The organism is Variovorax cryoconiti (assembly GCF_051216395.1).
Taxonomy (GTDB): Bacteria; Pseudomonadota; Gammaproteobacteria; order Burkholderiales; family Burkholderiaceae_C; genus Variovorax.
In genome coordinates, this window is the sequence record NZ_JBPJZI010000002.1 from 874,607 (window position 1) to 898,682 (window position 24,076).

21 protein-coding genes are annotated in these 24,076 nt (G+C 69.8%); 10 read left to right on the top strand and 11 right to left on the bottom strand.

The annotated features are described in order from the left end of the window. Genes ACSFA2_RS08910 through ACSFA2_RS08920 form a run of 3 tightly spaced genes read left to right on the top strand, consistent with a single transcriptional unit; the run spans position 1 to position 3,130 of the window. Entirely contained in the window at positions 1-1,038 is a 1,038-nt protein-coding gene (locus tag ACSFA2_RS08910) for an ABC transporter ATP-binding protein (RefSeq protein WP_435454944.1), read from the top strand. Continuing rightward, complete coding sequence (locus ACSFA2_RS08915) at positions 1,035-1,928, top strand: N-formylglutamate amidohydrolase (RefSeq protein WP_435454945.1); 894 nt, start codon at positions 1,035-1,037, stop codon at positions 1,926-1,928. Before ACSFA2_RS08910 ends, ACSFA2_RS08915 begins: the two co-directional genes overlap by 4 nt. Further along, positions 1,925-3,130, top strand: a complete 1,206-nt coding sequence (locus ACSFA2_RS08920) for a M20 aminoacylase family protein (RefSeq protein ID WP_435454946.1) — start codon at positions 1,925-1,927, stop codon at positions 3,128-3,130. The genes ACSFA2_RS08915 and ACSFA2_RS08920 overlap by 4 nt, the downstream gene beginning before the upstream one ends. Before the next feature lie 3 nt (positions 3,131-3,133). Here the strand turns inward: ACSFA2_RS08920 and ACSFA2_RS08925 are convergent, their stop codons facing one another. From ACSFA2_RS08925 to ACSFA2_RS08940, 4 genes are all read right to left on the bottom strand, one after another. Next, positions 3,134-5,431: a TonB-dependent siderophore receptor gene (locus tag ACSFA2_RS08925; protein ID WP_435455010.1), complete on the bottom strand. Its 2,298-nt coding sequence runs from the start codon at positions 5,429-5,431 to the stop codon at positions 3,134-3,136. 232 nt (positions 5,432-5,663) lie between these two features. Then, positions 5,664-6,800, bottom strand: coding sequence for a FecR family protein (locus ACSFA2_RS08930; protein ID WP_435454947.1), 1,137 nt, complete (start codon positions 6,798-6,800; stop codon positions 5,664-5,666). Beyond that, positions 6,797-7,390: an RNA polymerase sigma factor gene (locus tag ACSFA2_RS08935; RefSeq protein ID WP_435454948.1), complete on the bottom strand. Its 594-nt coding sequence runs from the start codon at positions 7,388-7,390 to the stop codon at positions 6,797-6,799. Before ACSFA2_RS08935 ends, ACSFA2_RS08930 begins: the two co-directional genes overlap by 4 nt. Before the next feature lie 168 nt (positions 7,391-7,558). After that, a complete protein-coding gene (locus tag ACSFA2_RS08940; RefSeq protein ID WP_435454949.1) occupies positions 7,559-8,551 on the bottom strand; it encodes a LysR family transcriptional regulator in 993 nt (330 codons plus the stop codon). Between the two features lie 114 nt (positions 8,552-8,665). Here ACSFA2_RS08940 and ACSFA2_RS08945 point away from each other — a divergent pair, with 114 nt between their 5' ends. Then, on the top strand, positions 8,666-9,892 hold the full coding sequence (locus ACSFA2_RS08945; RefSeq protein WP_435454950.1) for an MFS transporter: 1,227 nt from the start codon (positions 8,666-8,668) through the stop codon (positions 9,890-9,892). 13 nt (positions 9,893-9,905) lie between these two features. Here the strand turns inward: ACSFA2_RS08945 and ACSFA2_RS08950 are convergent, their stop codons facing one another. Beyond that, positions 9,906-11,039: an NHL repeat-containing protein gene (locus ACSFA2_RS08950; protein ID WP_435454951.1), complete on the bottom strand. Its 1,134-nt coding sequence runs from the start codon at positions 11,037-11,039 to the stop codon at positions 9,906-9,908. 103 nt (positions 11,040-11,142) lie between these two features. Further along, positions 11,143-12,030, bottom strand: coding sequence for a peptidoglycan DD-metalloendopeptidase family protein (locus tag ACSFA2_RS08955; protein WP_435454952.1), 888 nt, complete (start codon positions 12,028-12,030; stop codon positions 11,143-11,145). A gap of 75 nt (positions 12,031-12,105) precedes the next feature. Here ACSFA2_RS08955 and ACSFA2_RS08960 point away from each other — a divergent pair, with 75 nt between their 5' ends. Next, complete coding sequence (locus tag ACSFA2_RS08960) at positions 12,106-12,690, top strand: hypothetical protein (protein WP_435454953.1); 585 nt, start codon at positions 12,106-12,108, stop codon at positions 12,688-12,690. A 4-nt stretch (positions 12,691-12,694) separates the two neighbouring features. Here the strand turns inward: ACSFA2_RS08960 and ACSFA2_RS08965 are convergent, their stop codons facing one another. The 3 genes from ACSFA2_RS08965 to ACSFA2_RS08975 all read right to left on the bottom strand — a co-directional run bounded on the left by ACSFA2_RS08965 (position 12,695) and on the right by ACSFA2_RS08975 (position 14,554). After that, entirely contained in the window at positions 12,695-13,243 is a 549-nt protein-coding gene (locus ACSFA2_RS08965) for a pseudouridine synthase (protein WP_435454954.1), read from the bottom strand. Positions 13,244-13,271: 28 nt separating this feature from the next. Beyond that, positions 13,272-13,772 carry a hypothetical protein gene (locus ACSFA2_RS08970; RefSeq protein WP_435454955.1) on the bottom strand — a complete coding sequence of 167 codons (501 nt, stop codon included), beginning with the start codon at positions 13,770-13,772 and terminating at the stop codon, positions 13,272-13,274. A gap of 95 nt (positions 13,773-13,867) precedes the next feature. After that, entirely contained in the window at positions 13,868-14,554 is a 687-nt protein-coding gene (locus tag ACSFA2_RS08975; RefSeq protein WP_435454956.1) for a GntR family transcriptional regulator, read from the bottom strand. A 226-nt stretch (positions 14,555-14,780) separates the two neighbouring features. Between ACSFA2_RS08975 and ACSFA2_RS08980 the strand changes: the two genes are divergently transcribed. From ACSFA2_RS08980 to ACSFA2_RS09000, 5 genes are read left to right on the top strand one after another with little or no spacing between them, the layout of a single operon-like run. After that, the gene (locus ACSFA2_RS08980) at positions 14,781-15,524 is read left to right on the top strand and encodes a DUF969 domain-containing protein (protein ID WP_435454957.1); all 744 of its coding nucleotides are present in this window, start codon (positions 14,781-14,783) and stop codon (positions 15,522-15,524) included. A gap of 2 nt (positions 15,525-15,526) precedes the next feature. Further along, positions 15,527-16,483, top strand: a complete 957-nt coding sequence (locus ACSFA2_RS08985; protein ID WP_435454958.1) for a DUF979 domain-containing protein — start codon at positions 15,527-15,529, stop codon at positions 16,481-16,483. Between the two features lie 7 nt (positions 16,484-16,490). Continuing rightward, positions 16,491-17,258, top strand: a complete 768-nt coding sequence (locus ACSFA2_RS08990; protein WP_435454959.1) for a LamB/YcsF family protein — start codon at positions 16,491-16,493, stop codon at positions 17,256-17,258. Further along, positions 17,258-18,847, top strand: a complete 1,590-nt coding sequence (locus ACSFA2_RS08995; protein WP_435455011.1) for a 5-oxoprolinase subunit B/C family protein — start codon at positions 17,258-17,260, stop codon at positions 18,845-18,847. Before ACSFA2_RS08990 ends, ACSFA2_RS08995 begins: the two co-directional genes overlap by 1 nt. Continuing rightward, a complete protein-coding gene (locus tag ACSFA2_RS09000) occupies positions 18,844-20,577 on the top strand; it encodes an acetyl/propionyl/methylcrotonyl-CoA carboxylase subunit alpha (protein ID WP_435454960.1) in 1,734 nt (577 codons plus the stop codon). Before ACSFA2_RS08995 ends, ACSFA2_RS09000 begins: the two co-directional genes overlap by 4 nt. Positions 20,578-20,680: 103 nt before the next feature. Here the strand turns inward: ACSFA2_RS09000 and ACSFA2_RS09005 are convergent, their stop codons facing one another. Both ACSFA2_RS09005 and ACSFA2_RS09010 read right to left on the bottom strand, forming a co-directional pair. Next, positions 20,681-22,462: a cytochrome c biogenesis protein DipZ gene (locus ACSFA2_RS09005; protein ID WP_435454961.1), complete on the bottom strand. Its 1,782-nt coding sequence runs from the start codon at positions 22,460-22,462 to the stop codon at positions 20,681-20,683. Between the two features lie 36 nt (positions 22,463-22,498). Beyond that, positions 22,499-23,851 (bottom strand): ATP-binding protein, encoded by a 1,353-nt coding sequence (locus ACSFA2_RS09010; RefSeq protein WP_435454962.1) that lies wholly within the window; start codon positions 23,849-23,851, stop codon positions 22,499-22,501. Positions 23,852-24,076 lie beyond the last annotated feature (225 nt).

Below are 24,076 nucleotides of genomic sequence, written 5' to 3' on the forward strand. Positions count from 1 at the left end.
ATGGAAACCCTTCTCGAACAACCGACTCCCGTGACCACTGGCACACCGCTGCTGCAGCTGCAGGGCATCTCCAAGCGCTTCGTGCAGGACATCGACCTGGCCGGGCGCATCGCGAACCTGATGGGCGCGGACAACCGCGCGTCCGTCGTGCACGCCGTGGCCGACGTCGACCTCGAGATCCAACCCGGTGAAGTGATCGGCGTCGTCGGTGAATCCGGCTGCGGCAAGTCGACGCTGGGCCGCGTCATCGCCGGCATCAACCCGCCGACCGAAGGCACCGTCAGCTACCTCGGCAAGCCGATCGCCGACATGAACGCGACCGAGCGCCGCGCCTGGGGCCTGGGCGTGCAGATGATCTTCCAGAATCCGATGGCCTCGCTCAACCCGCGCATGCGGGTGATGGACATCGTGGGCGAAGCGCCGGTGGTGCACGGCCTGGTGAAGGCCAAGGACAAGGCCGAGTACGTCGGCGCGCTGATGCGGCAGGTCGGGCTCGACCCTGATTACGCGCAGCGCTACCCGCACCAGTTCTCGGGCGGGCAGCGACAGCGCATCGGCATCGCGCGCGCACTGGCGCTCAAGCCGCGGCTGATCGTCTGCGACGAAGCCGTGGCCGCGCTCGATGTGTCGATCCAGGCGCAGGTGCTCAACCTGTTCCTGGCGCTGCGCCGCGAGTTTGACCTGACCTATCTCTTCATCAGCCACAACCTCGGCGTGGTGGGGCATGTGTCGGACCGCGTGGTCATCATGTACCTCGGCCGCATCGTCGAAGTGGCACCGACCGAGACCATCTTCAGCGCGCCGAACCATCCGTACACGCAGGCGCTGCTGTCCGAGCTGCCGACGCTCGAAACGACGCGCCGCGCCTACCAGCCGATCAAAGGCGAACTGCCATCCCCCCTGGCGCCACCCCCTGGCTGCGCCTTTCACCCGCGCTGCCCACACGCGATGCCGCGCTGCCAGGTCGAGGCGCCGCTGCTGCGCACGCTGCAGCCCGGCCACACCAGCGCGTGCCACCTCAACGATCTCTCTGCATGACCGCATCGACACCTGTTCTCCCGAGCGTCCCCACGCCGTTCCCGCCCTTCACGCTGCGCTTGCCCGAAGGCGAGCCGGTGCCGCTGATTTGCGATTCGCCGCACAGCGGAACGAAATACCCCGACGACTTCGGCTACGCCGTGCCTTTCGACCTGCTGCGTGCCGGCGAAGACACCGATGTGCATGTGCTGTGGGACGCGCTGCCTTCCGTCGGCGCCACGCTGCTGGCGGCCGAGTTCCCGCGCGCCTACGTCGACCCGAACCGCGACATTGAGGACATCGACGCGGGCATGCTCGCCGGGCCCTGGCCGACGCCACTCAGCCCCAGCGAGAAGACGCGCCTGGGCATCGGCCTGATCTGGCGCGACGCGAAGAAGAACGGCAAGGGCGCCATCTACGACCGCAAGTTGCCGGTGGCCGAGATCCAGAACCGCATCGCGACCTACCACGCGCCGTACCACGCCGCCATGCGCGAACACATCGAGACGGCCTATGCGCGCTTTGGCGCCGTGTGGCACCTGAACCTGCATTCGATGCCCGCCGATTCGTACGAGGCTCTGCAGATCCAGAGCGACCATCCGCTCGCGGACTTCGTGCTGGGCGACCGCGACGGGACCACCGCGGCGCCCGAGTTCACCGCGCTGGTGGCCGAGACGCTGAAGAAGCGCGGCTTCAGCGTGGCCATCAACGACCCGTTCAAGGGCGTCGCGCTGATCGCCCGCCTGGGCCGGCCGGCCGAGCGGCGCCACAGCCTGCAGGTCGAGGTGAACCGCCGCCTCTACATGAACGAAATCACCCGCGAGCGCAGTGCAGGCTTCGATGCCCTGCAAGATGCGCTCAAAGGCGTCTCCCAAGACATCGCCACCTACGTGAAGGACCACCTGAAATGACCGTCATCGCCGACATCGAAGACAAGCACGCCGAGTTCACCGCGCTGCGCCGCGACATCCACGCGCACCCCGAGCTCGCCTTCAAGGAAACGCGCACCTCCGACCTGGTGGCCGAGCGCCTCGCGGCCTTGGGCATCGAGGTGCACCGCGGTCTGGGCACCACAGGTGTCGTCGGCGTGCTGCACGGCACGCGCGGCCCCGGCGAGCGCGCCATCGGCCTGCGCGCCGACATGGACGCGCTGCCCATGCCCGAGCACAACCGCTTCCTGCATGCGTCGAAGAACCCCGGCCGCATGCACGGCTGCGGCCACGACGGCCACACCGCGATGCTGCTGGGCGCGGCGCACTACCTGGCGACGCACCGCGACTTCGAAGGCACCGTCAACTTCATCTTCCAGCCGGCGGAAGAGGGTGGCAACGCCGGCGCCAAGGCCATGATGGACGACGGCCTGTTCGACAAATTCCCGTGCGAAGAGATCTACGGCATCCACAACATGCCGGGCTTCGAGGTCGGCCACTTCGCCTTCCGCAAGGGGCCGACGATGGCGTCGAGCAACCGCTTCGACATCATCGTGCGCGGCACCGGCGGCCACGCGGCGCAACCGCACAAGTCGGTCGACACCATCGTGATCGCGGCGCAGATGGTCGGCGCGCTGCAGACGCTGATCTCGCGCCACAAGAACCCGATCGACGTCGCGGTGGTGAGCGTCACGCAGATCCATGCCGGCGATGCCTACAACGTGCTGCCCGGCGAAGCCGTGATCAAGGGCACCGTGCGCACCTTCAGCACCGAGGTGCTCGACGACATCGAGGCCAACATGCGCCGCATCGCCGAGATGCTGCCGCAGGCGCACGGCGGCACCGGCGAGCTGAAGTTCCACCGCGCCTACCCGCCGCTGGTCAACTGGGACGCGCAGACCGACTTCGCCATGCAGGTCGCCAAGGACACCTTCGGCGCCGACAAGGTCGACGGCAACACGCCGCAGCACGGCGGCGCCGAGGACTTCTCGTTCTACCTGCAGAAGGTGCCGGGCTGCTACCTCTTCGTCGGCAACGGCGGCGGCGGCCACCGTGAAGAGACCTACCACGGCATGGGCCCGTGCGAGCTGCACAACCCGAACTACGACTTCAACGACGCGTTGCTGCCGGTGGGGTCGACCTACTGGGTGCGGCTGGTCGAGGCTTTCTTCGCGCGCGAGTGACGATCAGAAATCGACCGTGGCCGACACCATCAACGTACGCGGCCGGCCCAGGTACAGCCAGCTTCCTGAACCGCTGGCCCAGTAGTCGCGCCCGAGCAGATTCTCGATACCCGCCCTGAGCACGAGGGGCCGGTCCCAGGCCTTGGTGGCATAGCGTGCGCCGACGTCCCAGCGCGTCCAGCCCGGCACACTGCGCGAGTTGGCCGCGTCCAGGTATTGCGAACTGGTCGAGATCATTCGTGCGGTCAAGGTGAGGCCGGGGGCCGAGGGAACGTCGTATTCGCCACCCAGGTTCAGTTGCCAGCGCGACACGTTCGGCGCGAGGTTGCCATCGTTGACGCCGCCATCCGTGTGGGTCAGGCGGCCATCGGTGTAGGCGATGCCTCCGAGCAGGCGGACGCCGCGTGCCAGTTCGCCGAAAAGCCCGAGCTCGGCGCCGCGGTTGCGCTGCTCGCCAGCCACCTGGTACGTGAAACTGCCGTCGGGGTTGCCAACCACCAGCCCGCTGGGCTTCTGAATCTGGAACAGCCCGGCCGTGACCGCGAAGCGACCGAAATCGTATTTCGCACCGACCTCGTACTGCTTGGTCTTGATCGGCGGGAACACCTCGTTGGCGTTCGTCGTTCCGATCGGGGCGGTATCCCCCTTGCTGAGCCCTTCGATGTAGTTGCCGTAGAGGGAAAGGTTCGCCTGCGGCTTGAACAGCACGGCGAGCACCGGTGTGACCGCGCTCTTGTCGTGCGTGGTCATCCCCACACCCGTGCTCGTGTCGTAGTTGATGTACTTCACCTGCTGATGGCGTGCACCGAGCGTCACGGCCACACGATCGTCAAGGAAAGAGACCGTGTCGGAGATTGCCACGGACGGCAGACGCAGTGAATCGGTCATCGGTGGCTTGGAGGAGAAGCCCGCGATCGACGGGGCGGCCACCGAAGGACCGGCGTACATGTTCGTGTCGAAGCTGGCGAACCCGTAGTAGTCCGTCGTGAAGCCATGCTCCTGCTTCAAATAGGCGGCACTGAGGTTGATCTGGTGCTTCACGCCGGCGGTGCGCAGCGTTCCGCGCAGCCCGCCCTGGACCGTCCTGTAATTCTGAAAGTCGGGCCAGTAGTACACCGTGGCTTGCGCGTTGCCCTGGGTGTCGGCCACGATGACGTCCGTGGACAGGTATCGGAACCGGTTGTTGCTACCGCCCGCGGCACCGTAGAGCGTCCAGTCGGGCGCCAGGTCGTACTCCGCCTTGGCCAGAAAATAATCGCTCCTGGTTTTGGAAAACTCCCAGTCCTGCGCCAGTCGCCCGCGAGCACTGGGCGGCCGTGGAATGTCGATGCCGTCGGCGATGCCGAAACCTCCCGCCCCCTGTGGCGCTTCATTGTTCAGGCGCTGGTGGCCAGCATCCAGGGACGCCCGGAGCCGGTCGCCCCGGTAGTCCAGGCCGATGGTTGCCGCACCCAGTTCCACCGACTGCCCGCGCGTGGCGGTGCTGCCGTCGCGGTAGACCCCGTTGAACCGCACACCCCACTGCTTGTCTTCCCCGAAGCGCCGGCTCACGTCGATGTGTCCACCCAGGATGCCGTTAGACAGGTAGGTGCTCGTGAGCCGGGTCAGCGGCTCGTCGCCGGCCCGCTTGGGAACGATGTTGATCGCGCCACCCGCCGCGTCGTAAGGTGCCATGCCATTGAGCAAGGCGTTCGGGCCCTTGAGCACCTCGACCCGCTCGGCGGTCTCGACCGGCAGCGTTCGGCTGGGTGCGATGCCGTAGAGGCCATCGAACAGCACGGAATTCTGGATGGAAAAGCCTCGAATCATGAAGGAGTCGCCGGCACCGGCTGCATTCGTCAGGCCGTAGGAGAGCGTGCGCACCGAAGGATCATTGGCCAGGACGTCCGCGACGGTGATGGCCTGCTGGTTCTCTATCAGTTCGGCGGTGTAGCTCGTGATGCTGAACGGTGTGTCCATCACATCCTTGTTGCCCAGCATGCCGACGCGGCTGCCCCGTGCGACCTGGCCGCCGGCATAGGGCAAGGGCAATTCACCGGTGTCGGCCGTGGCCGTCACCGTGACGGACGGCAGGGTCTGCGCAGCACCGGCGCCCGCACTGCGGATGATGATCGTCCGGCCCTCCGGCTGCGCTTCGAGCCCGCTTCCCGCCAGCAGATGGGCCAGGGCCTGCCCCAGGGTGAACGTCCCTTTGACGGCCGGGGCGGTCTTGCCGGACACCAGCGCCTGGGGAAATGCGATCGGCATGCCGGTCACGGCAGCCAGTTCGTTCAGCGCATCGCCCAGTGGCTGCGCGGCCATGGCCACGGCGACAGTCCTGCTCTCCTGCGCGGGTTGAGCGTGAACGAGAGCCGGTGCCGACAGGGCCATGGCGACGGCAAGGGCAAGCGGGGCGGGACGGAGACGGGACGGGTGCGGGTGACGCATCGGGATGGCTTCCTTGGTCGGGACGGAGATGAAAAAAATTCCACTACCAAGAAAGACGCACGGCCTGGCGATTCGGACACCCCGCGCCCGAACTTTTTCGCCCTCGTCAGCGGGCGCCGACCACGTCCCGGCTGCCGTCGGCGCGGCCGACCAGGGTGACGGGCAGGAGGGATGGCAGCACTTTCGCCAGTTCCTCCGGGTGCGACACCTCGAACGAACCGCCGATGCGCAGATCGGCGATCTTCGGATCCGACACCACCAGCCGGGTGGGGCCGTAGCGTTCCATCTCCCGGATCGCCTCGGCCAGCGGCGTGTTCGAGAAGCGGATCAGTCCCTTGCGCCACAACGCCACGCTGCTGACCGGCACGGCAGCGACCGCTTCGAGCGCGCCGGAAGCGCTCACCCGGACCGACTGCCCCGCGGTGAGCGCGGCCATCGACGTGCTTCGCTCCGGCCTGACCCTGCTTTCGACCAGCACCTTGCCTTCCTCGACCGCGACCTCGACCGCCCGAGGCTGGCCTTCCGGGCCCACGTAGCGCACGGAGAAGCGTGTGCCAACCACGGTGATCCGCGCGGGGCCGGCCGTCACGCGAAAAGGCCTGCCGGCGTCTGGCGAGATGGCGAACATGGCCTGGCCCTCGTCCAGCCGTGCCTCGCGCCGGTCGCGGTACAGCGCGACGTCGGTGCGCGTGACGGCGTCGAGCCTCACTTCGCTGCCGTCGGGCAAGACCGTGTCGAACTGCTGGCCGTGGTTCGTGGCGTAGTGGTTCGCGAAGGTGGGCTGATGCCATTGGTGCCAGCCGACCCCGCCAGCGGCCAGCAGCAGGCAGCAGGCCGCCAGGCCCGTCGCCCCGCGCCCTGCCCAGAATCTCCGCGACGGTGCGCGTTCGGGTCGCGGCGTCGGCCGGGGAGCGGCGGGGTGGGGGCGATGCGCCTGCAGGGGCGCTTGCGGCTCCGAGGGCGCACGCAGGTGCGCGACCGCTTCGGCCGGCAGCTTGCGCACCGCGGCATGGCTGTGGTCCAGCGCTGCGTAGGCGGCCGCATGGGCGGGATCGTCCGACAGCCATTGCTGGAACTGCGCCTCCTCGGCCGCCCCGAGGCCATCTTCGCGCCGGGTGTGCCACTCGGCAGCGGCCGAGAGGGCCGGGTCGAGTGTCCGCATGAAGGCCTCGTGCTCGCGCGCCTCGATCGTGTCATCGATGGGCCTGCCGGCGTGGGGAGCGGTGCGCTTGAATCGACTCATCTTGCATTGTCCAGGACACGTCGGCGGTCGGCGCAGACGGCCTTGCCGCGCGTGACGTACTGCTTGACCATGCTCAGGGAGACGCCCATGCGGTCGGCAATGTCTTGCTTGGACATGTCATCGAAGACATACAGGCTGAACGCTTCGCGACAGCGGGGAGGCAGTGACTCGATGGCCTGAAGATAAGCCCGAACCGCTTCCGTCGATGCATAGACCGCCTCGGGCTGCAGATGCGACGGAGCGATCGGTCGGAGTCCCTCGTCCAATCCGTCGATGTCGTCGGCGTCCCTGACGGCCGCGCGTCGGTCCATGTCCACCTTGGCATGCGTGGCGACCCGTTGCAGCAACGCCGCCGGATGCTGGATGGTCTGGCCGGCTTGCTGCATCGCGAACACGCGCGCGAAGCTCTCCTGCGCAAGGTCTGCCGCCGTATCGCGATCCCTCGTCTTGCGCAGGCAAAAATTCAGCAGGTCACGGTAGTAGCGGGTGAGCACGGTCCAGCCAGGGTCAAGGAACGACGGCTTTCCAAGCGCGCGAGCCCGGCCCGGGAAGGCAAGGCATGCAGGCAGCGCGCTCAGAAGCAGGATCATCCCGATGCACGGCGTGGCGGTGGCTGGCAGGGGCCCGTGGCATGCGCCATGGTGGACCCGGGGAGGCGGCCCCCACACACGTGGGGACCCAGCTCTCTGTGGCATCAGATGAGATCGAAAGAATCCGAAATCTTACCCCGCGCGGGCCAGCCGCAGCGCCGGCGGCCGTCAGTCGGCTGGCGTGAGCCCGGTCGTCACGGCGCCCGGCACCGACTCCCGCATCGCTTCCACGAAACGCCGCAGCTTCGCCGGGTAGTGGCGCGCGTACGGGTACACCAGGTGCATTGGCAGCGGGCTGGCGCGCCATTGCGGCGTCAGGTGCACCAGCCGCCCGGCGGCCAGGTCGTCGGCCACCGCCCAGGCCGACACCACGCTCACGCCCAGGCCCATCAGCGTGGCGTTGCAGGTGGCGTAGAGACTGTCGGTGCTCAGGCGGGGGGTGATCGGCACGCTGTGCCGTTCGCCGCTCTGCACATGGGTCAAGGTGATGTCGGTCCGGTAGAAACTGCGCAGCGCCAGCCAGGGCAGGGCCGCCAGGTCCTTCGCATGCGATGGCGCCGGCCCCTCGCCGAGCACCGACGGCGCCGCCACCACGATGCGCGGCACCTCGGCCAGCTTGATGGCGACCAGTTGCGGGTCGTTCACTTCGCCGACATGGATCGCGCAATCCACCGCGTCGGCGATGAAGTCGGGTGCGCGGTCGTGCAGCAGCCAGTCGACCGACATGCGCGGGTAGCGGCGCAGGTACCCGGCCAGCGGACCGACCAGCACGTTCTGGCCGAAGGCATGCGGCGCCACCACGCGCAGCGTGCCTTCGGGCTCCGCCCCCGCGCCGCGCAGGTCGGATTCGAAGCTGTCCCAGGCGGCGATCAGTTCCTTGGCCCGCGCGAAGCAGCGCTCGCCGTCCTCGGTGAGCTTCATGGCGTGCGTCGAGCGGCTCAAGAGGCGCATGCCCAGCGAGCGCTCGAGCGCCTGCAGACGGCGACTCACCGTCGGCTGGGTGGCGCCCAATTGCGCCGCCGCGGCCGACAGGCTGCCGGCCTCGACGATGCGCACGAAGGTCTGCATCAGCTGGATGCGGTCGCCGACCGTGCCGGGCGGGAAGGGCGGTGCGGGGGCGGCGGACGGTGATGGGGCAACGGGGGCGGTGGAGCGAGGCATTGGATCCTTTGCATGCGCAGAACGTATAAGCATTTTGCACGCGCCACCCCTACCGCACGACGCACTTCTTCCGCACACTCCGACCCGGTCTTTCGAATTCAAGGGTTTACCACTATGTCTCACATTCAAGCCACGCATACACCCGGCGCTCCGGCTGCGGCGCCTGCGCTGCCCGCCTCGCTGGTCCTGCTGCTTGCCACCGGCGCCGGCCTGGCGGTGGCGGCGCTCTACTACTCGCAGCCGATGCTCGGCGTGCTGGGCGCCGACATCGGCGCCTCGGCCCGCGCAGTCGGCTTCGTGCCGACGCTCACGCAGCTCGGCTACGCGCTGGGCATCCTGCTGCTCGCGCCGCTGGGCGACCGCTACGACCGCCGCCGCATCATCCTGATGAAGGCCGCGGTGCTCTGCGTCGCGCTGCTGCTGGCCGGTGCCGCGCCATCGATCGCAGTGCTGCTGGTCGCCAGCCTGGTGATCGGCCTGTCGGCCACGCTGGCGCAGGACATCGTGCCGGCCGCCGCCACGCTGGCGCCGGAGGCGAGCCGCGGCAAGATCGTCGGCACCGTCATGACCGGGCTGCTGCTGGGCATCCTGCTGTCGCGGGTGGTCAGCGGCTTCGTCGCCGAGCATTTCGGCTGGCGCACGATGTTCATCGCCGCCGCGCTGAGCATCGCGCTGATCGGCGCCGCCGCCTGGCGCGGCCTGCCGCGCTTCCGGCCGACCACCCAGCTGAGCTACGGCGCGCTGATGGGCTCGCTGGTCAAGCTGTGGAAGCGCCATGGTGCCCTGCGCCGCGCCACCTTCGCGCAAGCGCTGCTGTCGATCGGCTTCAGCGCCTTCTGGTCGACCCTGGCCGTGATGCTGCACGGCGAGCCCTTTCACCTGGGCAGCGCGGCCGCCGGCGCCTTCGGCCTGGCCGGTGCGGCCGGTGCGCTGGCGGCACCGATCGCCGGACGCATCGCCGACAAGCGCGGCCCCGAACTGGTCACCCGCCTCGGTGCGTCGCTGGTGCTGGCGTCCTTCGCGGTGATGGCGCTCGCGCCGTGGATGCAGCCGCATGCGCAGCTGGGCCTGCTGGTGGTGGGCGCCATCGGCTTCGACCTGGGCATCCAGGCCACGCTGATCGCGCACCAGACCATCGTCTACAGCATCGAGCCGGCCGCTCGCAGCCGCCTCAACGCGGTGCTGTTCGTCGGCATGTTCCTGGGCATGGCGCTCGGCTCGGCGCTCGGTGCGCTGATGCTGGCGCAGTGGGGCTGGATGGCGGTGGTCGGCCTGGCCGCCGCGTCGGCGGCCGGTGCGCTCGCCGTGCGCCTCTGGCCGGGTGCGGCGCAGGCGCACTGAGCCGGGCGGACGTTCAGGGCTGGCGCACGAACTTCTGCGCCCGCTTGCCGGTGTCGACTTCGCCGGCGTACAGATGGCCTTGCGAATCGACAGCCAGGTCGTGCACCCAGTGCAGTTCGCCGGCGTAGCGGCCCGGCCGGCCGGCACTGCCGACCACCGCGCCGGTCTCGCGCAGCAGCGTGAGGATCTGGTTGTTGCGGCCGTCGGCCATGTGCAGAAAGCGCTGTTGCGGGTCGCGCGACAGCACCAGGTCCCACACCGCGCCGTTGCCCGCGGTCAGCGGCTCGACCGAGAACTCCTTGACGTAGCTGCCGTCCTTGCGGAACACCTGCACACGGTTGTTGAGCCGGTCGCACACGTACACCAGCCCGTCACGCGCCACGCGCACGCAGTGCACCGGGCTGCCGAAGGTGGTGAGCTGCGTGGCGGTCGGCGGTGCGGTGCGGCGGCCATCGGGCTGGCCGACCGCGATCGGCGGCTTGCCGTAGGCGCCCCAGTGGCGTTTGTAGGCGCCGGTCTCCGAATCGAACACGATCACGCGGTTGTTGTGGTACCCGTCGGCCACGTACACCTCGCGCGAATCGACGTCGACCTCGACCCCCGCAGCGCGGCCCAGGCGCGTGGTGTCGGCGCTGCCGGTCTGCGGGCCGACCTTGCCGATCTGCAACACGAAGCGGCCCTCGGGCGTGAACTTGAGCACCTGGCCGTCGTTGTTGCCATTGCCGGTGATCCAGACGAAGCCCTTGGCATCGACGTGCATGCCGTGCTCGTTCTCGGGCCAGTTGTAGCCGGCGCCGGCGCCGCCCCAGGCGCGCAACAGCGTGCCGGCGGCATCGAATTCCAGCACCGACGGGGCAGGTAAGCAGCACTTCGACAGCGGCGGGTTGAGCGCCGCGCCGCGCTCGTCCTCGGTCAGCGTCCCCGGGCGCTGCAGCACCCAGATGTGGTCCTGCGCGTCGGTCGCGATGCCGCTGACCTGGCCGAGGATCCAGTTGTTGGGCAGGGGCTTGGGCCAGTTCGGGTCGACGCGGAAGGTCGGCGCCGCCACGTTGCTCGCCGACGTGGCGCAACTCGCCAGGGCGACGATCGCGGCCGTGGTGGCGAGGGCGCGCGCTGCGTGCGCCGCCATGCGTGAAGTGAAGCTCATGTCTCGCGTCTCCTGTTGTTCTCGAGGAGATCGATCATCACGGCGCTTCGGCCGCATCACAACCGGTAGCGCCTTGCGCCGGCTGATCGTTTACCCGGCTTCCTCAGCTTGGGACGAACAGCGCCGGGTCGACCATCGTGCGGTTGAGCATCACGCCCCAGTGCAGGTGCGGCCCGGTCACGCGGCCGGTGGCGCCCACGGCGCAGAAGCGGTCGCCGGTCTGCAGCATGTCGCCGACCTTCACGTCGATGGCGCTCAGGTGGCAGTACATGCTCAGCAGGCCGCGGCCGTGGTCGAGCCACACCGTGCCGCCGTTGAAGAAGTAGTCGCCGGTGTCGATCACGCGGCTGGGCAGCGGGGCGCGCACGGGCGTGCCGGTGCCGGCGGCGATGTCCATGCCGCTGTGCGGATTGCGCGACTGGCCGTTGAACACGCGGCGCAGGCCGAAGGAGCTCGAGCGTCGGCCGGGCACCGGCACCGCCATTTTCAGGTCGGCCGGCAGCGCCTCGGTGAAGGTCGCCATCACGGTTGCCTGGTGGTCGCGCTCGCGCTCGTAGCGTGCCTGGTCGGCGGCCGACAGGTCGACCGTGCCGGGCGCCACCTTCAGGCGCTGCTCGCTGTAGCGCTTGGGGGCGATGGTGTAGCCGACTTCGCGCGGCGGCCGGCCTTCTGCGCGCACCCCAATGTGCGCCGTCCCGGCCGCGGCCGCGAGCGGAATGCCGACCAGCGCGGTCCATTCGATTGCGTCGCCGACGACCAGCAACGGCACGTCGCCGCCGGCAAAGGCTGCCGGCCGCGCCGCGGCCGGACCGAGCGACAGCCGCGCCACGCCGCCGGGCACGGCCAGCGCATGCGGCCACACCTCGGTTGCGGTTGTGGCGGGCGGGGCCGCGTGCACGGAGCGGGCCGGCAGCAAGAGCGCAGCGAGGCTGCCGAGAACGGCGGTGCGGCGAAGGATCGGTGTCGTGGATTGGATGTGCGTGCGGACCATCGGGCGAGTCTAGCGAGCACGCACGCGACAATCGGCCCCCGCGCCTCGAGCGCGGATAAACCAGGGAGAAAACACATGATCCACATCGCAAATTCAGCCACAGCCGCGCCGCTGCCACGCCTGCTCACCCTGCTGGCCACGGCCGGACTGCTGGCCGCCTGCGGCACGCGTACCCCGTCGGCCGAGCCGGCCGAGCCGCCACCGGCGGCAGCCACCGCACAGAACACCCTCGTGATGCCTCCGGTCGCCTACGGCACCACCAGCAAGGGGCTGCGCCTGTCGAAGTCGGACGACAACTGCGACGTGCCGGCGCTGTTGCGCCAGGCGGTCGAAGACCAGATGGAAGAGCCCTTGCTGTACCTGCTCGCGGCACCCACGGCCGGTGCCACGCCGGCGCCGGTGCTCAAGGTCGAAGTGACCGATCTGCTGGCCAACGCCGGCGGCCTGTACGGCGGCCCGAAGATCGTCGAACTGCGCGGCACGCTGCAGCGGCCCGGCACCGCGCCGGTCCACTTCACGGCGCAGCGCCAGATGTTCCTGTACTTCGGCCTGCCGCGCAGCACCTGCAGCATGGTGGGCACGGTGGCGTACAAGCTCGGCGGCGACATCCACGGGTGGTTGAAGAAGCCGGTCGACGGCGCTTTCCTCGGCGAACGCTGAGCCTTCAGCCGGCCCAGGCGCCCGGCGCCAGGCCGTCCAGCGTGTGTGGCCCGATGGCCGCGCGGATCAGCCGCAGCGTCGGGTGCCCGACGGCCGCCGTCATGCGCCGCACCTGGCGGTTGCGGCCTTCCTTGATGGCGAGCTCGATCCAGGTGGTGGGAATGGCCTGGCGCACCCGGATGGGCGGGTCGCGTTCCCACAGGCCGGGCGGCGGGTCGATGCGCTGCGCACGGGCCGGGCGCGTCGGGCCGTCGTTGAGCGTCACGCCATCGCGCAGGGCGGCCAGCGCCGCGTCGTCGGGCATGCCCTCCACCTGCACCCAATACACCTTCTCCATCTTGAAGCGCGGATCGGCGATCTGCGCCTGCAGCTGGCCGTCGTCGGTCAGCAGCAGCAGGCCTTCGCTGTCGGCGTCGAGGCGGCCGGCGACGTACACGCCGGGCAGGTCGATGAAGTCCTTGAGCCCCTGCCAGCGGCCTTCGGGCGTGAACTGGCTGAGCACGCCGTAGGGCTTGTTGAAGCGGAGGAGGCGGGGAGCGACGGAAGACACCATGGGGCGCCGAGGATAGCGCCCGCCGGCTTCACGCGAGCTTCTGATCCTCGCGTTTCGCCTCTTCCATCGCCTCCGGTTCCAGTTCCTCGGCCGAGCGGTTCAGGTGGATGAAGACGCCCCAGCCCGCCAGCATCAAGCCAACGGCGGAGAAGACGGCCGCCGCATGGAGCATCAGTTCCGGCTTCTCGCGCGCCTTGAAGGTTGCGACCAGCGCCTCGACCGCGATGGCGACGACGATCACCACCAGAAAGCGCGACAGGAAGCGCCGCACCCGCGTCGGCGCGCTGATGTGGGCATCGCGGATCACTTCTTCCTCGGTGATCGTCTGCGAGATCTGCAGTGCGACGACCGCGGCGGCCAGCAGGCCCATCGCCTCGATGATGGCTTCACCGGCCGTGGTGTCGATGCTGCCCACCACCGCCATCCAGCCGTTGTGCGCCGCCACCACCATGAGCGCGATGCCGGCCGCGGCGAACAGCAGCGCCATCAGCGCATGGATGAGGGAGTACAGGCGCAGGAAGTGTTTCATCGGGAGATGCGGCTTGGAGCGAGAGCAGGCGTGCAGGATTCTGGCGCGCCGCACCGGCCCGGCCTGTCAGCCGGGGGCGCGAAGCGCGCAGAGCATCAGAGGTCCCAACCGGCGTCGTTGATGTGCCGGGCATAGACCGCCAGCACGATGCGTTCGGAGTGCACCAGGTAGTCGTTGAGCGCCGCGGCACCGCGGGCGAACTCGCCAGCTTCGGTCAGTTCGAGGATGTTCCGGTTCATGTCGACGTACGGCGCGTGCAGGAACTCCGGGTCGCGCAGCAGGCCGAAGGCCAGCCGCAGTTCGGCCAGTACCGACTCGAACAGCAGGTTGAGGCGTTCGCTGTCGGCCAGCTCGACCACCGCCCGGTGGAACTTCATGTTGGCGGTGCCCACGCCCAGCCAATCGCCGACGTCCCGGCAGCGCAGGGCGGTCTCCACCGCCTCGCGCATTTTCTTCTTGGCCGGATGGCGCGGGTAGGCCTGGGCCAGCGCCTGGCACTCGATGAGCCGCCGCACCCGGTAGATGTCGATGATCGCCGCGATGCTCGGGATGGCGACGAACACGCCGCGGTTGGGTGAATGCTTGACCAGCCCCTCCTTGGTCAGCATGCGGAACACCTCGCGCAGCGTGTTGCGCGAGATGCCCAGGCTGTCGCTCAAGGCCTGTTCCGACAGCCGCTGGCCGGGCGCGAATTCGCCCTGCGTGATCTTCTGGCGCAGCTGCTCGGCCGTCCGCTCGCTGAGGGTTTGCGTCGCGGCGATGGGCGAATCGGGGAGGGTCATGGCAAGCGGGCTCAAAGGGGAAAGAGGCGCCGTGGTTGTAGCAGGTTCTGTTCCTCGATCGCCCCTGGATGCTCAACAACTGCCGGGTTTTCACCTAGAAATTGGCACGCAATGTGCTTACAGAAAATCATGAATTGTTCAACAATTCATGCTGTTTGAGCCATTCATATGTTCGTATGGTTCAGTCAATCCTAAGAAATCATCCCAACACCTAGGAGTTACCGCCGTGCCTACCGAGATCAATCTGTGGCCCTTGCTGGGGGTCGCCGTCATCATTGCGGGCTTCGTCCTGCGCTTCAATCCGATGCTGGTGGTGATCGTCACCGCCATCGTCACCGCCTTCGCGGCGCACTTCCCGGTGGAGAAGATCCTCGCGACCATCGGCACCGGTTTCATCAAGACGCGCAACCTGCCGCTGATCATCCTGCTGCCTCTGGCGGTGATCGGCCTGCTCGAGCGGCACGGGCTGCGCCAGCATGCGCAGCGCTGGATCAGCAGCATCAAGTCCGCGACTTCGGGCCGCTTGTTGATCGTCTACCTCGGCGCGCGCCAGCTGACCGCCGCCGTCGGCCTCACCAGCCTGGGCGGGCACCCGCAAATGGTGCGGCCGCTGCTCGCGCCGATGGCCGAAGGTGCGGCCGAGGCCCGTTTCGGTGCGCTGCCGGAGAAGGTCCGCCACAAGCTGCGCGCCTATGCCGCTGCCACCGACAACGTCGGCCTGTTCTTCGGCGAAGACATCTTCGTGGCCTTCGGCGCCATCGTGCTGATGACCACCTTCCTGCGTGAAGCAGGCATCGACATCGAGCCGATCCACGTCGCGCTGTGGGGCATCCCGACGGCGATCTGCGCCTTCGTCATCCATGCCTGGCGCCTGCGCCGGCTGGACGGCTGGCTCGCGCGTGAACTGGCCGGGGCCACGCCGGCGGCGCCCGCAGCCAGCACCGCCAACCCCGCCGTGAAGGGCGCCTGACCATGACGCTCACCATCACGCACCTGTATTACCTCGTCGGCGCCATCCTCGCCATCACCGCGGTGATGACGCTGACCGACAAGCAGCATTCCAGGCGCTACTCGAGCGCCTTCTTCTGGGGCCTCTATTCGCTCGTGTTTCTCGTCGGCGACCAGCTGCCGCCCGTGTGGGTCGGTGTGGGCGTCGTCGTGATGGCGCTGATCGCGGCCTTCGGCGGCGTGGGCATCGGCCACCATGTGCCGCGCTCGGTCGAGCAGTACGCGGCCAGCGCCAAGCGGCTGGGCAACAAGCTCTTCATCCCGGCGCTGGCGATTCCAGTCGTGACGATGATCGGCACGCTGTCGGCCTCGCACCTCGTCATCGGCGGCACGCCGTTGCTCGACCCGAAGAACACCACGCTGGTGAGTCTGGGCATCGGCTGCATCGTGGCGCTGGCGCTGGCCTGCAAGATGACGAACGAGACGCCGGTGCAGGGCATCCGCGAATCGCGTCGCCTCACCGACGCCCTGGGCTGGGCGCTGGTGCTGCCGCAGATGCTCGGCATGCTGGGCCTGGTGTTCTCCGACGCCGGCGTGGGCAAGGCCGTGGCGCACATCACCACCAGCTACATCAACATGGACGTGCGCTTCTTCGCCGTCGTGGTGTACGTGGTCGGCATGGCGCTCTTCACCGTCATCATGGGCAACGGCTTCGCGGCCTTCCCGGTGATGACGGGCGGCGTGGGCATCCCGGTGCTGGTCGGCATGTACCACGGCAACCCAGCCGTGATGGCGGCCGTCGGAATGCTCTCGGGCTACTGTGGCACGCTGCTCACGCCGATGGCCGCCAACTTCAACATCGTGCCCGCGGCGCTGCTCGAGCTGCCCGACAAGAACGCGGTGATTCGCGCGCAGGTGCCCACGGCGCTCGCGCTGCTGACCTGCAACGTGTTCATCCTGTACTTCCTGATGTTCCGTTGAGGCCCGAATGAAGATGGACCTGAACAGCGACCTGGGCGAAAGCCTGGGCGCGTGGCGCATGGGCGACGACGACGCGATGCTCGGCATCGTGAGCAGCGCCAATGTGGCGTGCGGCTTCCACGCCGGCGATGCAGCCGGCATCCTGCAGACGCTGCGCCGCGCGGCCGAGCGCGGCGTGGCGGTCGGCGCGCATGTGGCCTACCCCGACCTCGCCGGCTTCGGCCGCCGCGCCATGGACGTGGCCAGCGCCGACCTGCAGGCCGACGTGATCTACCAGATCGGCGCGCTCAAGGGCCTGGCTGCGGCGGCCGGCACCACGGTGCGTTACGTCAAGCCGCACGGCGCCCTCTACAACACCATCGCGCACGACGAGCGCCAGGCGCGTGACGTGATCGCCGCCATCCGCGCGATCGACCCGTCGCTGGTGCTGGTCGGCCTGGCCGGCTCGCCGCTGCTCGGCTGGGCCCAGGCCAGTGGCCTGCACACCGTGGCCGAAGCCTTCGCCGACCGCGCCTACCTGCCCGACGGCTCGCTGGTTTCGCGCCGTGAGAAGGGCGCCGTGCTGCACGACGCGCACGAGGTGGCCGAGCGCATGCTGCGCCTTGCGACCAAGGGTGTCGTCACTGCCATCGACGGCAGCACCGTGCGCCTGCAGGCCGAGTCGGTCTGCGTGCACGGCGACAGCCCCGGCGCGGTCGAGTTGGCGCGCCAGGTGCGCGCATTGCTCGAACGCTCGGGCGTGGCGATTTGTGCCTTCGTGGAGGCGGGCCGATGATGCGCTTCCTGCACGTCAACCTCGACGCGCTGCTGGTCGAACTCGACGACCTGCCGCAGACGCTGGCGCTCTTGGCATCGCTGCAGGCCGAGCCCATCGACGGCATCGACGAACTGGTGCCGGCCGCGCGCACGATCATGGTCCGCTTCCGGCCGACCACCGTCACGCACGACGCCCTGGTCGAACGCATCGGGCGACGCAGCCTCGCCGGGCCGGTCGAACGTGCGAGCACGCGCGTCGAGATCCCGGTCGACTACGACGGCGAAGACTTGGGCGACGTCGCGCAGATGCTCGGCATCTCGCGCGACGAAGTCATCCGCCGCCACACCGGCAGCGACTACACCGTCGCCTTCACCGGCTTCGCGCCCGGCTTCGCCTACCTGAGCGGCGGCCATCCGAGCCTCGATGTGCCGCGCCGCACCACGCCGCGCACGCGCATCCCCGCGGGCGCGGTCGGGCTGGCCGGCCGGTTCAGCGGCGTCTACCCGCAGGCCAGCCCCGGAGGCTGGCAGATCATCGGCGTGACCACGACGCCGATGTGGGACCTGGGCCGCGACGTGCCTGCCTTGCTGCAGCCGGGCTTCACCGTGCGCTTCGTCGATGTGTCGGGGCAGCGCGCGGCGGTGGCACCGGCACCGCCAGCCACGCCCGTTGAAGCACCGAAGCACGACGGCCCCGCGCTCATCGTTCGCAGCACCGGCCTGCAGGCGCTGTTCCAGGACCTCGGCCGCCATGGCCAGGCCGGGCAGGGCGTGTCGGCCTCGGGTGCGATGGACCAGGGCGCCCTGCGCGCGGCCAACCGCCTCGTCGGCAATGCGAGCGATGCGGCCTGCGTCGAGATCGTCTACGGCGGTTTCCAGGTGACGAGTCGCGGCGACAACGTCGTCGCCTTCGCCGGTGCCGACGCGCCGATCGAACTCGTGCGTGCGAGCGGCGTTCGATGCGCCGTGCCCAGCCACGAAGCCATCGCGCTGTCCGACGGCGACCGCCTCGCGCTCGGCGAACCGCGCGCCGGCATCCGCAGCTACCTCGCGGTGCGTGGTGGCTTCGCCATCGCGCCCGTGCTCGGCAGCCGGTCGACCGACACGCTCGCGCACGTCGGTCCGCCGCACCTCCGCGCGGGTGATGTGCTGCCGGTGCACGCGGTCACGCGCGGCGCCATCGTCGGCGCGCCCGAGTCACCGCGTGACGACCTGCCGACCGCGCAAGAGATCGTCGTGCTCGACGTGGTGATGGGCCCGCGCACCGACTGGTTCACGCCCGAGGCCGTCGCGCTGCTGGCGAGCCAGCGGTGGACCGTCACGCCGCAATCGAACCGCGTCGGCCTGCGGCTGGCCGGCGAGACGCCGCTGGCACGCGAGCACGCCGGCGAGCTGCCGAGCGAAGGCACGGCCCTCGGCGCGATCCAGGTGCCGCCGAGCGGCCAGCCCGTGCTCTTCCTGGCCGACCATCCATTGACCGGCGGCTACCCGGTGATCGGCGCCGTCGCGCCGCACCACCTGGACCGCGCGGGGCAGATCCCCATCGGCGCGCAGGTGCGCTTCAACCCCCTCCGCGCATTCAGCGCCACCACCCGAGACACCCCATGAAGAAAGTCCTCATCGCCAACCGCGGCGAGATCGCCGTGCGCATCGCGCGCGCCTGTGCCGACTACGGCGTGACCTCGGTGGGGGTGTATGCCGACGCCGACCTCGACGCGCTGCACGCGCGCAGGGCCGACGAGGCGTACGGCCTCGACGGCCAGCGCCCGGCCGACACCTACCTGAACATCGACAAGCTGCTCGCGGTGGCGAAACGATGCGGTGCGGATGCGGTGCATCCCGGCTACGGTTTCCTGTCGGAGAGCGCGACCTTCGCCCAGGCGGTGATCGACGCCGGCCTCACCTGGATCGGCCCGCCGCCCGCCGCCATCGAGGCGCTGGGCGACAAGGTGCAGGCGCGCAAGATCGCGCTCGAAGTCGGCGCGCCGCTGGTGGCCGGGACGGCCGGTCCGGTCACCGGCGTGGCCGAGGTGCTGGCTTTTGCCGAACAGCATGGCATGCCCATCATCATCAAGGCCGCATTCGGCGGCGGCGGCCGCGGCATGAAGATCGCGTGGCGCATGGACGAGGTGGCCGACCTGTACGACTCGGCGGTGCGCGAGGCGGTGACGGCTTTCGGTCGCGGAGAGTGCTTCGTCGAACAGTTCCTCGACCGCCCGCGCCATGCCGAGGCGCAGGTGATCGCCGACACGCACGGCCACGTGGTCGTGCTCGGCACGCGCGACTGCTCGCTGCAGCGGCGCAACCAGAAGCTGGTGGAAGAAGCCCCCGCGCCCTTCCTCAGCGATGCGCAGCGCGAGCGCATCCACCAGGCGGCGCGCGACGTGTGCGCGAAGGCCGGCTACGTCGGCGCGGGCACGGTCGAGTTCCTGCTGAGCCCGAACGGCACGATCTCCTTTCTCGAGGTCAACACGCGCCTGCAGGTGGAGCATCCGGTGACCGAAGAGACGACCGGCATCGACCTCGTGGTCGAGCAGCTGCGCATCGCCGACGGCCTGCCGCTGTCGGTCACCGAGACACCGGTGCCGCGCGGCCACGCCTTCGAGTTCCGCATCAACGCCGAGGACGTCGGCCGTGGCTTCCTGCCCGCGCCCGGGCCGGTGCACGTGTTCGAAGCGCCGTCGGGCCCCGGCGTGCGCGTCGACACCGGCGTGCAGTCGGGCTCGACGGTGCCCGGCACCTTCGATTCGCTGATGGCCAAGCTGATCGTCACCGGCGCCACGCGGGCGCAGGCCATCGCGCGGGCGCGGCGTGCACTCAAGGAATTCCGCATCGAAGGTGTGGCGTCGGTGCTGCCCTTCCACCGCGCGGTGATGGCGGCGCCGGACTTCGTGGCCGACGATGCGTTCAAGGTCCACACGCGCTGGATCGAAACCGACTTCGCGAACACGCTCGCTGCGGCGGTGCGGCCCGACCCGCTGGCCGACCTGGCGCTGGTGCGCACGGCGCTCGAGATCGATGGCCGCCGCGTGGCGCTGGGCCTGCCGGCCGCGTTGCTGCGCGGGCTGCCATCCGCGTCGCCCGCTGCGGCCGGCGAAGGCGCTGCGGTGTCGGCGGCAGCGATCGATCCGGCCGCCGTCGCCGCGCCGATCTCCGGCACGCTGCAGGCCTGGAAGGTCGCCGACGGCGACACCGTGGCCGCCGGCGACACCCTCGCCTCGATGGAAGCGATGAAGATGGAGATGCAGGTGACGGCGCACCGCGCCGGGCGCGTCACCTTGACGGTGGCGCAGGGGGCCTATGTGGCGGCGGGCGTGGCGATCGCCGAGATCGGCTGACGCGTCGTGTCCCAGCCGCTGGCGGTAGCTCGCTGGCGTCTCGCCGAAGGTGCGCCGGAACAGGGCGCCCATACCGCAAGCGCTTCTCCGCCGCCGCGCGCGGTCAGCCGAAGGTGAAGGCGTAGGCCTGCGCGCCGGCGTCGAGGAACTCGATCTCGAACAGACGCGGCTTGCCGTTCTCGCGCTGGCGCACCAGCTGGTAGAGCTTCTGCGCATCGATGGTGCCGTTGCCTTCGGCGTCGGTGTCGGCACCGTGGTCGGTGCCCGGTGGCTGGCCATCGATGCGCACGCGGAAGCGCACGGGCTGGCCGTTGTCCGCCGGGCCCAGCACCAGGTGCAGGTCGCGTGCCTGGAAGCGGTAGGCGATGCGCCCCAGCGGGCGCGCCAGCACCGCCGCTTCCTTCTGCACCTTCCAGTCGCCACTGAGGGCCCACTCGTTGGTGCGCAGCGGCGATGCGGGCGCGTACGGGGTCACGCGGTCGGGCACGATGCCGCCCGCCGCGGCAAAGCCGCTGGCGCGTTCGTAGCCGAGGTAGGTCTCGCCCGATCGGGCCGGTGTCGCGCCTGGTGCCGCCTGCGTGCCTTCGCCCTCGGGCGCGGCGAGTGTCGACGGCACGGCGGTCTGTCCCGCCTCGGCCAGCAGGCGCTGGATCACGCGCTCCATCTGGTCGTAGTCGCCTTCACCCGCCGCCCGATGGCGCACCCGGCCCTGTGCATCGATGAAGTAGAACGCCGGCCACGACTGGTTGCCGAAGGCGCGCCAGACGGCGAAGTCGCTGTCGAGCGCCACCGGGAAGCCGATGCGCAGGTCACCGACGGCCTTCTCCACGTTGGCCCTGCGCTTCTCGAAGGCGAACTCCGGCGAATGCACGCCCACCACCACGAGGCCGGCGTCCCTGTACTTCTCGGCCCAGGCGCGCAGGTAGGGCAGCGTGCGCAGGCAGTTGATGCACGAGTAGGTCCAGAAGTCGACCAGCACCACCTTGCCGCGCAACGCGTCGGCGCCGAGGGGTGGCGAGTTGATCCAGCCGGTCGCGCCGGCCAGCGCCGACAACGGGCCGTCGGCGCGCGGGCCGCGCGTGGGCGAGGGCAGCTGCGCTGCGACCTTTTGCATCGGGCTGTCGGGCTCGATCGCAGCGCGCGTCGGCTGCGCCGGGGGCGGGGCGAGCCGGTCGACCAGTGCCTGTTCGAGCGTGGTGGTGGTGCCGATCGACAGGCGCGACAGCCATCCCGTGTCCAGCCCCAGCGCGATCGCGCCCACCCCCAGCAGCACGGCCGCACCGGCGACCTGCCGCACCCGCTCGCCGGTGCGCAGCGAGCCCTTCATGCGCTCGAACACGCGCCGGCCCAGCAGCAGGGCGGCGGCCAGCGAGGTGCAGGCGCCGGCGGCATAGGCGAGCAGCAGCAGCGAGGTGCCGACGCTCGCGCCGTTCAGCGCGGCGCCGGTCAGGATCAGCCCGAGGATCGGCCCGGCGCAGGGCGCCCACAGCAGCCCGGTGCCCACGCCCAGCAGCAGCGGCGACAGCCACGAGGCCGAGGCGCCGGATGCGTTCGATGGCGATGCCGCCAGGCGCTGGCCCCAGGCCACCAGCGGCCGGCTCAGCCGGTCGGCCAGCGCCGGGAACAGCAGCGTGAGCCCGAACAGCGCGAGCAGGGCGATGGCGGCGGTGCGCCCGTAGTCGTTGAGCGTGACGACCCAGCCGCCCCCGACCGCCGCCAGCGTGGCGATGGCCGCGAAGGACAGCGCCATGCCCGCCAGCATCGGTAGGCCATGCGCGCGAAAGGGGCGGTCGGCCCGTGCGAAGACGAAGGGCAGCACCGGCAGGATGCAGGGGCTCAGGATGGTGAGCACGCCACCGAGGTAGGCGAGGGCGAGGATGAGCATGGTCGGGGTCTCCGGCGCTGGTCTCAGGGGTGGGTTTCAGGCGGATTGGCGGGGCAGCGTGAGCCGGGCTTCGAGCCCGCCTTCCGCGCGGTTCAGGAGCACGAGCTGGCCGCCCATCGCGACCGCGAGCTGATGCGCGATGGCCAAGCCCAGCCCGGTGCCGCCGGTGCTGCGGTTGCGCGAGCCCTCGACCCGGTAGAAGGGCTTGAGCACCGCCTCCAGTTCATCGGGCGGGATGCCCGGCCCGTCGTCGATCACCGCGACGACGAAGCGCTCGGCCGCATCGGCGCGCAGTTGCACCTGCACCTGGCTGCCGAAGCGCAGCGCGTTGTCGACCAGGTTCGCCACGATGCGCCGCAGCGCGTTCGGCCGGCTCACCACGGGTGCGCCGAGCTGGCCGTCGAGCCGCACCGGCTGCCCGGTATCCGCATAGTCGGCGACCAGGCTGCCGAGCAGCGCATCGGCGTCGATGCGCGACGCCGGCTCGGTGGTGCCGTGCAGCGTGCGCGCATAGGTCACGCCCTCTTTCACCAGCACGCTCATTGCATCCAGGTCGTGGCGGAACTTGCGCTGCTCCGGCCCCTCGTCCATCAGGTCGGTGCGCAGCCGCATGCGGGTGAGGGGCGTTTGCAGGTCGTGCGAAATCGCCGCGAGGATCTCGACCCGCTCGGCCATGTAGCCGGCGATGCGCTGCTGCATCGCGTTGAAGGCGCGCGCCGCATGGGCGACTTCGGTCGGCCCCTGTTCGTCGAGGCGGCGGGCCTTCAGGTCGGGGCCCAGTTCGTCGGCGGCCGACGCCAGCTGCGCGAGCGGCCGCGTGACCAGCCGCACGGCGTGCCAGACGCACAGCGCCAGCACCAGCAGCTGCAGCGCGAGCAGCCACAGCACCCACGGCGACAGCGGCATGTCGGCGCGCCGGGCCAGCACGACGACGGTCGAGCCGTCGCCAAGCCGCACCGCGATCTGCAGGCCTTCGGGCGGTTGCGCGACCTGGCCGACCTTGACGATCTCGAAGGGCCGCAGCGCGTCGACGATCGCCTTCGCGAAGGCCTGCGAGGCGGCGCTGTCGGGCGCCGTGCCGACGGCCTGGCCGTTGAGCACGAAGCGGTAGTTGCGCCGCTCCAGCCTCGCCAGCCAGCCTTCGCGCTCCGCGGCCGGCAGGCGGTCGAGGATGGCGATGGAACTCGCGATGTCGCGTTCGATGCCGATCATCATCAGCTCGCGCATCGCCATGCCGCGTTCGTAGCGGACGGCCGCGAAGGTCAGCAGCTGCGCGATGGCCAGGCCCACCACGATGATCAGCGTGACCCGCGCGAACAGCGAGCGTGGCAGCAGCCCTTGCCATGAGGCGGTGGGCAGGGGCGAAGAGGAGGAGGCTGGAGCGGGCATGGCGCCGTTTATAGACCCCGCATCGCGTGGCCGCCGCGCCTGTGTATGGCAGTGTGTCCGGCGGCCACCTTGACACGGAACCTTACCTGCCGGCCTCTTTTGTATGCCTGTGTATCTGGCGCGTTCGACATACACGGGCATACAAGAAGCCGGTTTCCGAACACATCGCGAACACATGCGGTGCATCCAATGGCGGCTCCAACACACCGCCAGAAAGACAGGAGC

Bases quoted from the DNA above. Each gene is read 5' to 3' on its own strand.
- ACSFA2_RS08910 (WP_435454944.1), top strand. From the start codon at position 1: ATGGAAACCCTTCTCGAACAACCGACTCCCGTGACCACTGGCACACCG.
- ACSFA2_RS08915 (WP_435454945.1), top strand. From the start codon at position 1,035: ATGACCGCATCGACACCTGTTCTCCCGAGCGTCCCCACGCCGTTCCCG.
- ACSFA2_RS08920 (WP_435454946.1), top strand. From the start codon at position 1,925: ATGACCGTCATCGCCGACATCGAAGACAAGCACGCCGAGTTCACCGCG.
- ACSFA2_RS08925 (WP_435455010.1), bottom strand. From the start codon at position 5,431: ATGGCCGCGCAGCCACTGGGCGATGCGCTGAACGAACTGGCTGCCGTG.
- ACSFA2_RS08930 (WP_435454947.1), bottom strand. From the start codon at position 6,800: ATGAGTCGATTCAAGCGCACCGCTCCCCACGCCGGCAGGCCCATCGAT.
- ACSFA2_RS08935 (WP_435454948.1), bottom strand. From the start codon at position 7,390: ATGATCCTGCTTCTGAGCGCGCTGCCTGCATGCCTTGCCTTCCCGGGC.
- ACSFA2_RS08940 (WP_435454949.1), bottom strand. From the start codon at position 8,551: ATGCCTCGCTCCACCGCCCCCGTTGCCCCATCACCGTCCGCCGCCCCC.
- ACSFA2_RS08945 (WP_435454950.1), top strand. From the start codon at position 8,666: ATGTCTCACATTCAAGCCACGCATACACCCGGCGCTCCGGCTGCGGCG.
- ACSFA2_RS08950 (WP_435454951.1), bottom strand. From the start codon at position 11,039: ATGAGCTTCACTTCACGCATGGCGGCGCACGCAGCGCGCGCCCTCGCC.
- ACSFA2_RS08955 (WP_435454952.1), bottom strand. From the start codon at position 12,030: ATGGTCCGCACGCACATCCAATCCACGACACCGATCCTTCGCCGCACC.
- ACSFA2_RS08960 (WP_435454953.1), top strand. From the start codon at position 12,106: ATGATCCACATCGCAAATTCAGCCACAGCCGCGCCGCTGCCACGCCTG.
- ACSFA2_RS08965 (WP_435454954.1), bottom strand. From the start codon at position 13,243: ATGGTGTCTTCCGTCGCTCCCCGCCTCCTCCGCTTCAACAAGCCCTAC.
- ACSFA2_RS08970 (WP_435454955.1), bottom strand. From the start codon at position 13,772: ATGAAACACTTCCTGCGCCTGTACTCCCTCATCCATGCGCTGATGGCG.
- ACSFA2_RS08975 (WP_435454956.1), bottom strand. From the start codon at position 14,554: ATGACCCTCCCCGATTCGCCCATCGCCGCGACGCAAACCCTCAGCGAG.
- ACSFA2_RS08985 (WP_435454958.1), top strand. From the start codon at position 15,527: ATGACGCTCACCATCACGCACCTGTATTACCTCGTCGGCGCCATCCTC.
- ACSFA2_RS08990 (WP_435454959.1), top strand. From the start codon at position 16,491: ATGAAGATGGACCTGAACAGCGACCTGGGCGAAAGCCTGGGCGCGTGG.
- ACSFA2_RS08995 (WP_435455011.1), top strand. From the start codon at position 17,258: ATGCGCTTCCTGCACGTCAACCTCGACGCGCTGCTGGTCGAACTCGAC.
- ACSFA2_RS09000 (WP_435454960.1), top strand. From the start codon at position 18,844: ATGAAGAAAGTCCTCATCGCCAACCGCGGCGAGATCGCCGTGCGCATC.
- ACSFA2_RS09005 (WP_435454961.1), bottom strand. From the start codon at position 22,462: ATGCTCATCCTCGCCCTCGCCTACCTCGGTGGCGTGCTCACCATCCTG.
- ACSFA2_RS09010 (WP_435454962.1), bottom strand. From the start codon at position 23,851: ATGCCCGCTCCAGCCTCCTCCTCTTCGCCCCTGCCCACCGCCTCATGG.